We start from the raw sequence: 12,767 nt of genomic DNA on the forward strand, positions 1-12,767 counted from the left end.
GGCGCCCGTGCCGCGCGCACAGCAATCAGCCGCCTGATGCCAGAGAAGGGATACGTCGTGGCTGGGGCGGTCGGCTCCACGGCTTTACGCAGCCACTTTGGCGCGAGCCTCGAAGATCATGGCCCCAACGTCGTGCTTTAACGGGCAGGTCCACAGACTGCCCGACTCGCCGGAAGCTTACGGGGCCATGATCACTCGCGCCAAAGCAGCTCCAGCCCAAAGCCGCTCCGCCGACCTTGTATTCCCGACATACCCGGTGAGCGAGCGGAGCTTCCACCATGATGAGGTGCATGGATCTTGGAGGGATAGCCGCCGCAGTCGCAGCCGGGGTCACGGCTGTGGGACTTCCAGCGACATATCTGCAGGCCAGAGCGGCCCGACGCGCTGCGGACAATGCAGTAGAAGCGGCGAAGATAGCCGCTCGTGCCCTACACGCCGAAGCACGTCGCACTGCTCAGAGACAGGCCTACGTGGATCTTCTCGCAGCAGCAGACGGGTTCGAGAAGGCCGCCGTGGGTATGTCGTGGTGTGCGTCGCTTCCGCCAGGGTCCCCAGCCCGTGAGGAGGCAGAGACCAGGCTGAACGACGCGCACACAGCTCTAGGCAAAGCCGCCAGCTTGGTCACATTAGACGCACCCGAGGCGGTCATCCCGCTGGTGGAGCGCCTTGCGCATTTTGCTGACGTGCATCTTCTCTGCTCTCAGAGCGAAGAAGACGTCGAGTGGCCAACCGACGACGGGATGGTACTTGGCAGCTATGTTCCCGCGCTGTACCGACGTGCTCGGCGAGTGTTCGTAGATCATGTGCGGCAGTCCCTCAACGCTGATGTGCGGCAAGCGAGCGACCCCGTTCACCAGTAGTGCAGGGCCTCGCGTTGCGCTGCTCGATGATCGGCGGGAGTGCCTTGCCCTTCTCGACTCGGGGCCGTGGCGGGGCCGTCGAAGGGTGCTCAACGACGACCAATGCCTACGACCACCGACAGCCAAGTCCCAGGTCGCAACGTCGATCGATTACACAGCCGCAGTTCAGAGACCCGCCCCTTCAATTCTTCGGCTACTGGTCGCACACCGCGGCGCTTGACTCGCCCATTGAAACTCCAGCCCAGAGCCGCTCCACCGCCCGCACTACATGCGCGCGATCACCTTCACGAAACGCGCTCAGCGAGGGCCGTCAATGGTAGTGATTAACCTGCAACCACACCCTAGCGTTGGACCTACCACAAAAAATACGCCTAGTGATCGGGGCTCGGAACCAGTAGCGCGCCTTTCAGAAGCCGAAATGGCACCCTCTGCGCAATCTCAAATAGGTGTTCCGAAGCGCTGGATATCCAAATTGTTCGGTCTTTGCCGAAGACTGCCATATCTGCAAAGCGGCGGACCGGCACATACTCCCATGTCTGGACCAGCACCCCGCCCCCGCCTACGCAATCTGATCTGGACTGGAACTCTCCTTATGCCTCCTCAGTACCCTCATTCTTAGCCTCGGCTTGAGTCTTAGCTGTCCGGTAGAACAGCGAGGCCAAGGCCTTTACCAGGGGATCAGTGTCACTGGAGGCACCATAAATATCCTCGTTCATCTTCTCAAATGCGGTGTCGTTATCTGACAGCGCGCTGACTAGGGCGAAGTAGAAGTCCGGGGATTCATCGAATTGAGCCTCGGTGTTGGCCAGGACTTGTCGCACGAGGGTCTCGTCCTCAAGCAGACTATGCAGCACCGCCTCCACGTAGGCAGTCTTCTTACCTGCGGAGATCGTGTCTCCGTAACGCTGGTTGAGCAGGTCTATCACCGCACTGAAGGCGACCTTCTCGTCCTTCTTGCGCAGGCCGGTGCCAGCGCCGGTGATGCCCCGCAGGTTGACGTCGCCGTCGAGTTTGATCGACGTGACGCCCTGATCCTTCTGCTCGATGTGGTCTAGGTGCAGGCTAGAAGTGTCGATCTCCGCGGTCAGGTTGTCCGGGCGGATCACACGGGCTAGCAGCGAGAGGTAAATGTGCTTCTTAGCGAGGTCAGGGTCGGCATAGTTCACGATCTGACTCATGAAGTCGTACAGGCGCACGAACGAGCCGACGTCCTTACGGAACAGATCCAGTAGATCGCGTTCGGCTTGCCCGTCGGGGCCGGCCAGAACGGCGGCCTCGTAGCGCTCCTTGAAGCGGCGCTTACCTGGGTCGATCCGGTGGGCCAAGGCCTCATGTCCCAGACCCTTAACATGAGCCTCGGCCACCGCATCGATCTCGGCAGTGGTGTAGATACCCGCTTGGTCGAGCTTAGTTTCGATGTCGTAGATCAGGTTGGGGTCCATCCGTGTTTCCAGACGCACACCCTTGTAGAAGGGCTCGAACGCCACACGAATTTCCTCAGGGGTGTTGACGAAGTCGACGACCTGCGTCATCGCAGAACTCTTAACGGTGCCCTTGGCCGTCACATGCGTGCGGTTCAGCCGCGAGAGGGTCTGCACGGCCGTAACTCCGGGCAACTTCTTGTCGACGTACATAGCGCACAGCAGAGGTTGGTCAAATCCAGTCTGAAACTTATTGGCGACGATCATGACCTGGTAATCGTCCGTGGCGAACTCGGTACGGAGGTCGTAAACTCCTGGGTTCATGTTCGCCTCAGAAAATTCCTGCCCGTCGGCCCCGTAATGGTCATCCTTAACGGTGCCGGAAAAGGCGATCAGGGTGCTATACCCGTAGCCCTTGCGCTGGATGTAGGCGTCGATCTCGTGCTTGTAGCGCACCGCGCCCCTGCGTGAGTCGGCCACGACCATGGCCTTTGCCTTGCCATCCAGCAGATGGGAGACGTTGTCACGGAAATGCTCCACGATGATGGCAGCCTTCTGCGCGATTGTCTGCGGGTTGAGCTTGACCCAGGTCATGACCTCCTTTCGCGCCTGAGCGGCATCGACTTGGGTGTTAGCAGCCTCAGCCTCCTGTGCGACCCTGAACGCAATCTTGTAGGAGTGGTATCCGTCGAGAACGTCGAGGATGAAGCCTTCGCCGATGGCTTGCTTCATTGTGTACTCGTGGAAAGGCACCGGCTCGCCGTCGGAGTCACCGGCCGGCGGGCGGCCGAACATCTCCAGCGTCTTGTCCTTCGGAGTAGCCGTGAACGCGAAGAACGAAATGTTCTTACTAGAGGCACGCTCAGCGGCCTCGGCCAACAAGACGGACTCGACGTCGATCTCCCCGCCGTCTTCGAGGTCGGCAACCTCCTGGGAGGTCAGGACGGCCTTCATCTTGGCCGCGACCTGCCCGGACTGCGAGGAGTGCGCCTCGTCGGCGATAACCGCGAACTTTTTGCCCGCCAATCCTTTGGACTGCCGGATCTCCTTCATCGCGAACGGGAACGTTTGTAGAGTGACGACCACGATCAGCTTCCCGTTGGAGAGCGATTGGGCCAGCAAGCCAGACTTAGCCTTGCCCGCCGCTGACGCAGACTTGCGGTCGATTGTGGTCACCACGCCCTGCACCCCGCCGTCCAGCTGTCGGATGGCCTCCTGCAGCTGGTCATCCAGCACCGTGCGGTCGGTGACCACGATCACGGAATCGAAGACCTTGGTGTCGTCCGCCTGGAGGCGGGCCAGACGGTGGGTCAACCATGCGATCGAGTCTGTCTTACCCGAGCCCGCCGAGTGCTGCACCAGGTAACGGTGACCCACGCCCTCGAACTTGACGGCATCGGTCAATTGGGTAACCGCTTCCCACTGGTGGAAGCGGGGGAAGCGCACCGTGCCGTCCTTGAGGTAGACGAAGCGGTGCAAAATGCCCAACCATGCGTCCTTCTGGAGTACACGGCGCCACAGGTAGTCCGTGCGCGAGCCGGTCTCCGAGGGCGGGTTGCCAATCCCACCGTCGTACCCGCGGTTGAACGGCAGGAACCTGGTCTTCCCCCCAGCAAGGGCGGTGGTCATCCACACCTCGTCATTAGAGACCGCGAAGTGCACCAACGCTCCCCGTCCTGGGGTAAGCAGCGGCTCGGAGTGCTTCGTCTTGGGGTCCTTGGGAAGGCGGGTGGTGCGGTACTGCCGCTTGGCCTCCTCAACCGATTGCGTCATGTCGGTCTTGAGCTCCGCCGTGGCCACCGGAATGCCATTAACGAAGAAGACCAGGTCGATCCGGTTACCGTTGACGGTGGAGTATCGCACCTCCTCCATCACCCGCAGACGCACCTCGGAGTAGTCCCGAACCGTGGTCGGGTTATGCGTCGTCTCAGGCTGCTCCTGCGACATGCGCAGCGTCCCAGCCGGGATCATCTTAAAGCCATTGCGCAGCACGTTCAGCGTCCCGCCTCCGGAGGAGGTCGGAGCCGCCAGAACCTTGACCAAACGGTTGAGCAGGTTCTCGGTCTGCTTGTCGGGGTCGCCATCAGTCCGGATGACCTTGGCCAGGGCCTCGGGCTGGGTGTCCTGCAGCCACCCAATCACGTCCTCGGGAAACAGAGCACGTTCAGCGTCATATCCCTCGTCGTTACGTGACCACTTCCACCCCTTCGAGTGCAGGTAGGACGCAATCTCGTCCTGGAACCGGAACTCCAAGTGGAGGTTTTGAATCAAGGCCTTACCCTTCTCGTCCATCCACAGTATTCCAAACTTCAGCAAGCCCCGCAGCATCTGCAATGCGGCGAAGAGCATTGTTCAAGAGACCGGCGACGATGCCGAAGGATCAGTGGGAGACCACCGGGGTGAGTGGCCCCGCCCAGCGAGGGGGCCACTAACAAGCAGTTAGTTACGCATGTCCTGGAGCGGGATCTGCCCGGTCACCGCAGCGGTGATCAGGGCAGACCGGCGCTCCAGAGACAGCTTGACCAGGCACTCCGACTCGGCAATCAGTTCATCGATACGCGCGGTGTGCTCGACGATGTAGTCAACGATCGCCTGCTGCTCGTCCCGCGGGGGAACAGGAATACGGATTGCCGCCGCGATGGGCTGGTAGATCGTCTTGTGCGTGGAGCCCATCATCAGCGCGTTGAATTCCTGACGCATAGCCCGGAACAGCCACACCAAGTACTCCGGCATCAGGTCAGGACCACACACCCAGTTCCAGTAATCCTGACTGGTCGCCATGGGCTCGGGCATGATCCCAGAGAAACCAACTGATGCTGTTCGCGAGAGCACCACGGTGCCCGCGGGTAGGAGCTCGGCGGCCGAGTTAGCGAGGCCTAGGGCACTAATCTTGCTCTCAGTGTCCTGGATGTACATATCCTTGCCCGGTCGTAGCTGCCATACGTCCGCGAGTGTCATCCAGGGGATCGTGCAGTTGTCCCAGAATTCCGGCTTGCTCCGACTCGGCGTGTGCCCGGTCTTCATCTGCGCGAAGCGCCGGATATTCGCTACACCCCAGTGGGCGGGAACCTTAGGAGCCCAAGACAACCCACTACTACGCAGTTCGAATGACGAGCTGAGCCCTCGGCTGACCGCACGCTCCACAAGAGCGGTTCGACGTGCACGCAGCATCGAGACCAAAGAATACTGCTCGTCGATCAATTCGTCGATCTGTGACGTCTCTCGGTCCAGGTACTGAGCAATGATGTGCTGTTCACACAGAGGAGGATAGGGAAAGTGTTCATCAAAGTAGGACTGCTGATCCAAGTTCTGGATTCCAGTCGTCTGATGCAGTGACCGTTCCGTCAGTCGCGTCGCATAGCTCGCGGTATGTGCATAGAGCCAGAATCTCGGATCATTCCCTGGGGCGACTCGAATCCGAGAGATGAAGTTGGAGCACACTGCAGGCCGATCAGCGCCTTCAAAGATGGCTACAAACCCAACGGGGTTCCGTGGCGTTCCACCAGACTTCTCCAACAGAAGGTCCCCGGGCTGGAGGCGACGGTTCGCGAGGTCGCGTTCGCTCACATGCCTCAGCGTCTGAATGTCATCGCTGACCCGCATGCGGGAGCGATCGAAATCGGCCACACGCACACACAAAACGTCGGTGTCGTCCCCCGTGGGTTCGTCACCCCAGACACCGTTGACTGCTGACTCCACGGAGTACTTAAGGCGCTTGATTTCCCAGTGCTCGGGGGCCTGATCAAACCAATGCTGAGTCACTTGTGGCCCTCCACCTTGTGCAGCAGGTCAAGGATCTTAGCGATCTGTTTCTCAAGGTCCGAGTCGATCTCAGCAAGAGAACGCGGGGGTTCGTACGTGTAGAAGATCCGGCCGAAGGGGATCTCGTAGCCAACCCTGGTTTCCTTGTGAAGCACCTCTGCCCCGGGCGAGTAGGGCAGGACCTCAGTCTCAAGGTATGCCTGGACGGTTTGCTCGTAGCCGTGCTCGCCATTCTGATTGCCTGCGTAGGTAAAGGGCACGTTTTCCTTGTCGGTCGAGCCGGCAACAGGCTTGCCCTTGGCATCTAGGACGACCTCGCCGTCCGGATCCTCAGCTTGCAGAGCGGCGGCGAGGTTGCGGTACTGGGCCGCAGTCAGACGTAGACCAGTCGAAGCGAACGCAGTCCGCACTGCGTCGAGGAACTTCTCTCGGGAGCGGTAGATCTCATTGCCCATTGTGGCCAGGACTTCGAGGAAGGGGGCCGGGTCGGTGGTCTTACCGAATGCCTTGGTCAGGGCCTTCTCGTCGAGGTCAACCGCTCGGGCAGCGGAGTAGTTGACGCGCAGCGGCATGGCCACGGTGATGGTCCAGTACCCAAACGCCTCGTTGGGCAGGATCTTGGAGTGCTCACCGTCCTCGTAGGCGTCGTAAAGGGCAACGATCTGCTCTCGGGCTGTGTCGCCGAGTTCCTTGCGCTTGTTTCCCAGGGACTTTGGCATCTTTGTGCCGAAGCTGGAGGCGTCGATTAGTTGGATCTTACCCTGGCGCCGGGGCTTCTTGGCGTTGTCCAGGATCCAAATATAGGTCGCGATGTTGGTGTTGTAGAACATGTCCGTTGGCAGGGCAACGATCGCATCGACCAGGTCGTTTTCTAGCAGCCACTGGCGGATCCTCGATGGCCCAGACTCGGCGCCCCCGTTAAACAGCGGGGAGGTGTTCATAACGATCCCTGCACGACCACCGCCATCTTGGACGGGACGCATCTTGTGAGCCAGGTGACTCAGAAACAGCATCTGCCCGTCGTTAATCGGGGGCAGGCCATGACCGAAGCGGCCCTTCCCATGGGAGGCCTTGAGTTCCTTGTCAACGGCCTCCTTAGAAACTTTCCAGTCCACGCCGTAGGGTGGGTTGGACATGCAGAAATCGAAGGTCTGGCCTGCGAACTTATCGTCAGCGAGGGTATCGCCCAGACGGATGTTGTCGACGTCTTGCCCTTTACCAATCATGTCGGCCTTGCAGATGGCGTAGGACTGGTCGTTGGCCTCCTGGCCGTACAGGCGCAGACGTGCGTGCGGATTCTTGCCCGGGCTAGTCAGGACGCTCTCGGCCATGGACAGCATGCCGCCGGTGCCCGCGGTCGGGTCGTAAATGGAGCGGACCACGCCTGGCTCCATGAGGGCCTCGGTGGCCTCAGCGAACAGCAGGTCGACCATCAGACGGATTGCATCGCGCGGGGTGAAGTGCTCGCCGGCAGTCTCGTTGGAGGCCTCCGCAAACTTACGGATGACGTACTCGTACAGGTCACCCATCTCGGCATTGGACACCAACGAGGGGTGCAAATTCATGTCGGCGAAGGCAGACACGACGTAGAATAGGCGACCCTTCTCAGCCAGTTTGTCGATGGTCTTCTCAAACTCGAACTTCTCGAAGATATCAATGTTCTCCGAAAAGGAGTTGATGTAGTCGACCATGTTGGCGCGCAGTCCGTCGGGGTCTTCCAACAAGCGCGGGAAGTCAAACTTGCTGATGTTGTAAAAGGGCAGGCCGGTGTGCTTCCGCACTTGGACGTCGAGAACCTTCCCCTCATACTTGCCAGCGAGCTCGCGCACCTGGTCGCGGGTGGACGCCAGAGTGCAGTCCAGGCGGCGCAGAACAGTGAAGGGCAGGATGACGTCGCCGTACTGGTTCGGCTTGAACGGGCCGCGCAGGCCATCTGCGATGTTCCAGGCCATCTGGCCGAGGTTGCTCATGGCGTCCTAGTTCCTATGTTCGTCGTTGAAGCGCGGGCGGGGTGTACAGAGCAGTAGTCGGCGGGCCGTACTGAGCTGGGCTGAAAGATAAGGGATGCCACTGACACCGTCTGGTGATCTACCCCTAGCGGCAAAGCAAGAGCGGACATAGCGAGCCTGTCCGCGCCGTAAGGTCAACTGGCGCGGCTCGCCACGGCTGCGGTGACTGCACGATTGACCAAGCGGAGCAGTACGGCCCGGAAGGGTATCGAGTCCAGCGAGCGTTTGGATCACCGAAGGTGACTGGCCGAGCGGACGACGCCCTGACCGTCCGGTGTCGATCAGCTGGTGGGACTTCCGAAGCCGGTACCGCGGGGTCAGCGTGTCACTCTTCGCGGTAGTCAGTGAATACCTTCTGCTGCTCGTCTCGCCAACTCCAGTTGACCGGCAGAGAGAAGGGGAGGTTACGGGCAAGGCTGGAAAATTGGTCCGAGGGCTCCCCGCTCGCCTTGTTAACCACGATCGCCGAGAGCATCGGTGCTCGCCCGTCCTTGTTTCCGTAGAAGCAGACATCTCTGAGTAGGTAGGTCATGACTCCACGGTGAGGCGGGATGGATTCGAAGCCTCGTGCTGCCAGCTCGGCGCTCAGGTCTCCGTACGTGATGGTCTGTCTTTGCCGAGCGCGCTCGCGCAGGATCTCCACGGCCGTTTCGACCGCTGCCGGGTACTCCGGGTCCTTGATCCTCACTGCCCCTCCCCCATCGCATGGCCCATGCCTAGCCTGTGCATCGGCATCGTATCGATCGGATGCCAGCCTGGGTGCTGTCCTGAGCGGTACAGCACGGATCCTCTCGGGACAGTCCGGATGGGCTCCCGGGATCCATCCAGGAAGCGCTGCCCCATGGACTATCCGTGGACGGGATCCTGCCACTTCGTGGGGACAAGGCCTGTGGCCAGCACGTTGTCTGCGACGTGAGACGGCCTCCGGAGCCGTGTGCGCAGGTTCGAATCCTGCCGGGGGCACCTTGTGTGAGGTGTCCGAGACCCCGCCTTCAGCGCTTTTGCTGGGACGGGGTCTACGTGTGTGCAGGCGTGTGCCGTTCGGAGCGGGCCTCTGTCGGGGGCTGTGGGCGAGGCGTGGACTGGGATCTTGTGGCGTTGTCCCAGGTGAGTTGTGCTGTCCGCAGCCTTCGGGTTCGGTGTGGCCGTGGCGCGCCGGGCAGGGGCCTGACGTGTCAGGTGCGTGCGCTTGGATGAGCGGGTGACCGTTCATGACGTTGCTCGACACCTGCCCGAGATAGCAGTTCTCCGTGAGCACTGCCGCTCCATGGCCGTCCTGGAGGCAGTCCTGAGCCCTGAGCGGGAGAGCCGCCGCCACTCCTTCGACGACCACTGGTCCGAGACGGAGTCGATGGCCTCGATGCGGAGCGGATCGGGTGACGAGTACGCGATCGTTTTCTCTGTCGCCGGCGCCTATGTGCGGGGATTCGATCACGAATCGTCCATGAGCCCCTATGCAGACGACGGGCCATGGCCCGGAGTGCTCGACGAGGTTCCTGAGGTGTTCCGGCCGTACGTCGAGGAGCCGGCGTTCTCCGACGAGGACGGAATGCCCCTCGTCACTGCCTGTACGTGGCGAGAGACAGCCGACGACCGCTGGAAGGCGGGAACGATCGACTTTCCTGATGCGACATCAGAGGATCCGGACGGTGCCGGGTACCTCTTCCAGCTGTTGGTGGATCGCACCCCGGAAGCGTTTCAACGATGGGCCGAGGACTACTACGAGGTCCCAGTCGACCTGAAGGCCGTTCATCACGTCTTTTGCTCCCGCCCGTTGACCGAGGAAGTGGTCCGCGCGTTGAGCCCGGAAATCGTCCTGGCGGATCTTTCGGAGGACATCGCGGAGATCGGCTATCCGGCGAGCTGAGACGCAGAGTGGCGGTGAGGCCCTGGGATGCGGTACCAGGGCCTCGGTGATGGGCAGGATGCGCCTACTCGTACTCACGCAGCACGTCTTCGATGTGCCGGTCGGTGACGTCCTGCCGTCCGTCGAGGCACTTCGCCCAGCGGGTCAGCAGGACCTCCTCACTGTCGCCGGCGCGCTCGGCCACCTCTGCTTCACGTGCCCGCAGAACCCCCGGACGGGGCCGCGGTGGCGTCCTTCTTCATCACGCACAGCGCCCAGACGATGAACCCCGACACCGCGATCATCACGATCGACCAGACCGGGTAGTACGGCAGGGAGAGGAAGTTGGCGATGATGACCAGGGCGGCGATGCACACGCCTGCCACGCGGGCCCAGGTCGCCGCCACGAACAGTCCGAAGCTGACGACGAAGGCGAGCACGCCCAGGGCCAGGTGGATCCAGCCCCAGGCGGTCAGGTCGAACGCGAAGACGTAGTTCCCGGTCGTGACGAAGACGTCGTCGTCGGCGATCTCCGCGATGCCACGCAGGATGTCGATGACACCGGCCAGGATGAGCATGACGGCCGCGAACACGGTCACGCCGGTGGCCCATTCGCGCAGGGACGCGCCGGAGCTCCCCGAGTGCGTGGCGGTCATGCCGCTACCTGGGGGCCGGGCCGCCGGGTGCGGGGTGGCCGCCCGCCAGGACCAGTTCCTTCGCCCTGCGGAACTCCTCGTCCGTGATGTCGCCGCGGGCGCGGATCTCGGACAGCCTGGCGAGTTCGTCGACGCTGCCGGACCGGGTGTCGCCGCCCTTCGCGGTCTCCCGGACGTAGCTCTCGAACGCCTCCTGCTGGGCGCGTGCCTGGGCGACTTCGCGGCGGCCCATGTTCTTGCCGCGGGCGATCACGTAGATGAACACCCCGAGGAACGGCAGGACGCAGACGAACACCAGCCAGCCCGCCTTGGCCCAGCCGCTCATGGAGTCGTCGCGGAAGATGTCGACGACGATCCGGAAGAGCAGGACGAACCACATGATCCACAGGAAGACCCAGAACACGGTCCAGAAGGCGCTCAGCAGCGGGAAGTCGTAGGCCAGGTACGTCTGCGCGGTCATGTCGCTCCTCCATCCCGGGGGCGTCGGCACGGGGTGGCCCGGGCCGGTGACGCATGCCGTTCTCAGCGTGCCCACGGCAAGGCAGGACGGGCTTCACCCGGGAAGGGTGAGGTTCAGATCAGCGAGTTCGCCCACTTTCGCCCCATGTGCACCATTGTTCTACGGTGGAGAGTAGGACGCTGCTCACCCCCTCACCGATCATCGAGGTGACGGTCATGACGGAGACCACTCAGCGCGCTGGCACAGCGGCCAGGCAGGACAGGGCGACATCGACGTCGCAGGGCGGCAAGGGTGCTCCCGGCGCCCGCGGGAGCACCGCCATCGCGGACACGGTCGTCGCGAAGATCGCGGGCATGGCGGCCCGGGAGATCCCCGAGGTGCACAACCTCGGCGCGGGCATGAGCCGGGCCTTCGGGGCTGTCCGCCAGCGGGTTCCGGGCGGGGGCAGCTCGGTCACCCAGGGGGTCAAGGTCGAGGTGGGCGAGCGCCAGGCCGCCGTCGATCTCGATCTGGTCGTCGAGTACGGCGCCGCCATCGCCGACACCGCCGCGGACGTACGGACCAACGTCGTCAACGCGGTGGAACGGATGACCGGCCTGGAGGTCGTGGAGGTCAACATCGCCGTCGGCGACGTCCATCTGCCGGACGAGGAGGAGGACGAGTCCGAGCAGCAGACGGGCAGGCGCGTGGCCTGACCGGCAGGATCCGCCTCGGCAGTTCTCAGGCAGGCGGGAGCCGTGCGGCCTGACCGCCTGGGTTCGCCAGGCGGGTCTCGGGCGGTCAGGCGCGTGGCCTGACCCGCTCGGTTCGCCTCAGTAGATCTGCGGGACCGCCCCTGGGCCGCAGGGCACACGGGCGTGCTCCCCGTGGCCGCAGTGGACGATACGGTCGCCGAGGCCGATGGCATCGGCCTCGGCGACGAACGCGGACAGCGGGGAGCGCATCACCGTGTAGTCGCCGTAGTGCACGGGCAGCACGAGCCGGGGGTCGAGGCGGCGGGCGAGTTCGGCGCCCTGGGCGCCGTCCATCGTGACCACGAAGCCGCCGGGCAGGCGGGTGCCTCCCAGGTGGAGGACTGCGAGGTCGGCGGCCGGGAAGCGGTCGGCGATCTCCTGCAGACCGTCGTACACGAGCGTGTCGCCCGAGATGTAGAGCCGCATGCGGACCGGTCCCCCGGCGGGGCCGAACTCCAGCATGCTTCCCATCACCGGCGGCAGCAGCCCGCGCAGTATCGCGTGGCCGGCGTGCCGGCCGGGCAGGGCGGTGACCGTGACCTGGACGCCGTCGCGCTGGAGGGTGAGCGCCTTCCAGGTGCGCAGCCCCGCCGTGCGGTGGAAGCCGTGGACGGCCCTGAGGCGGCGGGCGGCGTGCGGTGTGGTCAGGATCGGCACGGTGTGGTCCAGGTGCCGACGGGCTCGGCGGTCCCAGTGGTCGCCGTGCAGATGCGAGAGCACGACCGCGTCGAGGCGGGGCAGGTCGTGCACGTCCAGGGCCGGTTCCGTCAGGCGGCGGCTCAGCAGGCCGTAGCCGAGGTAGGCGTACTGCCCGCGGTGCAGGAAGTTCGGGTCGGTGAGCAGGGTCAGCGGGCCGTACGACAGCAGCACCGTCGCGTTGCCGACGAAGTGGATGTCGAGCGCGTCGCCGGTGGTGTGGTGATCCGTGGACTGCGGCATGCTTCCTCCGGTCTTCCCCTCGACGTGGGGTACCCAGGGAGGCCGGCCAGCCCCCATCGGACACCCAGGGAAATGGGCCA

At 63.1% G+C, this 12,767-nt stretch carries 9 protein-coding genes and 1 tRNA gene; 3 read left to right on the forward strand and 7 right to left on the reverse strand.

Going from position 1 to position 12,767, the window contains the following annotated elements:
- Positions 1-1,450: 1,450 nt before the first annotated feature.
- From AB0B29_RS32730 to AB0B29_RS32745, 4 genes are all read right to left on the reverse strand, one after another.
- Positions 1,451-4,573 carry a type I restriction endonuclease subunit R gene (locus AB0B29_RS32730; protein WP_362245499.1) on the reverse strand — a complete coding sequence of 1,041 codons (3,123 nt, stop codon included), beginning with the start codon at positions 4,571-4,573 and terminating at the stop codon, positions 1,451-1,453.
- Between the two features lie 147 nt (positions 4,574-4,720).
- A complete protein-coding gene (locus tag AB0B29_RS32735) occupies positions 4,721-6,043 on the reverse strand; it encodes a restriction endonuclease subunit S (RefSeq protein ID WP_362245501.1) in 1,323 nt (440 codons plus the stop codon).
- Positions 6,040-8,013 (reverse strand): type I restriction-modification system subunit M, encoded by a 1,974-nt coding sequence (locus AB0B29_RS32740; protein ID WP_362245503.1) that lies wholly within the window; start codon positions 8,011-8,013, stop codon positions 6,040-6,042. The genes AB0B29_RS32735 and AB0B29_RS32740 overlap by 4 nt, the downstream gene beginning before the upstream one ends.
- A gap of 364 nt (positions 8,014-8,377) precedes the next feature.
- Positions 8,378-8,740 (reverse strand): hypothetical protein, encoded by a 363-nt coding sequence (locus AB0B29_RS32745; RefSeq protein ID WP_362245505.1) that lies wholly within the window; start codon positions 8,738-8,740, stop codon positions 8,378-8,380.
- A gap of 197 nt (positions 8,741-8,937) precedes the next feature.
- Here AB0B29_RS32745 and AB0B29_RS32750 point away from each other — a divergent pair.
- Both AB0B29_RS32750 and AB0B29_RS32755 read left to right on the forward strand, forming a co-directional pair.
- A tRNA-Ser gene (locus tag AB0B29_RS32750) sits at positions 8,938-9,015 on the forward strand.
- A 238-nt stretch (positions 9,016-9,253) separates the two neighbouring features.
- Positions 9,254-9,919: a hypothetical protein gene (locus AB0B29_RS32755; protein ID WP_362245670.1), complete on the forward strand. Its 666-nt coding sequence runs from the start codon at positions 9,254-9,256 to the stop codon at positions 9,917-9,919.
- A 191-nt stretch (positions 9,920-10,110) separates the two neighbouring features.
- Here the strand turns inward: AB0B29_RS32755 and AB0B29_RS32760 are convergent, their stop codons facing one another.
- Both AB0B29_RS32760 and AB0B29_RS32765 read right to left on the reverse strand, forming a co-directional pair.
- Positions 10,111-10,554 (reverse strand): DUF7144 family membrane protein, encoded by a 444-nt coding sequence (locus AB0B29_RS32760; RefSeq protein WP_362245507.1) that lies wholly within the window; start codon positions 10,552-10,554, stop codon positions 10,111-10,113.
- A gap of 4 nt (positions 10,555-10,558) precedes the next feature.
- Positions 10,559-11,014, reverse strand: a complete 456-nt coding sequence (locus AB0B29_RS32765) for an SHOCT domain-containing protein (protein WP_362245509.1) — start codon at positions 11,012-11,014, stop codon at positions 10,559-10,561.
- A 215-nt stretch (positions 11,015-11,229) separates the two neighbouring features.
- On the opposite strand from AB0B29_RS32765, the gene AB0B29_RS32770 reads away from it, so the two are divergent.
- Positions 11,230-11,709: an Asp23/Gls24 family envelope stress response protein gene (locus AB0B29_RS32770; protein WP_362245510.1), complete on the forward strand. Its 480-nt coding sequence runs from the start codon at positions 11,230-11,232 to the stop codon at positions 11,707-11,709.
- 117 nt (positions 11,710-11,826) lie between these two features.
- Here the strand turns inward: AB0B29_RS32770 and AB0B29_RS32775 are convergent, their stop codons facing one another.
- On the reverse strand, positions 11,827-12,687 hold the full coding sequence (locus AB0B29_RS32775; protein ID WP_362245512.1) for an MBL fold metallo-hydrolase: 861 nt from the start codon (positions 12,685-12,687) through the stop codon (positions 11,827-11,829).
- Positions 12,688-12,767 lie beyond the last annotated feature (80 nt).

Source organism: Streptomyces tibetensis (assembly GCF_040647715.1).
Classification (GTDB): Bacteria; Actinomycetota; Actinomycetes; order Streptomycetales; family Streptomycetaceae; genus Streptomyces; species Streptomyces tibetensis_A.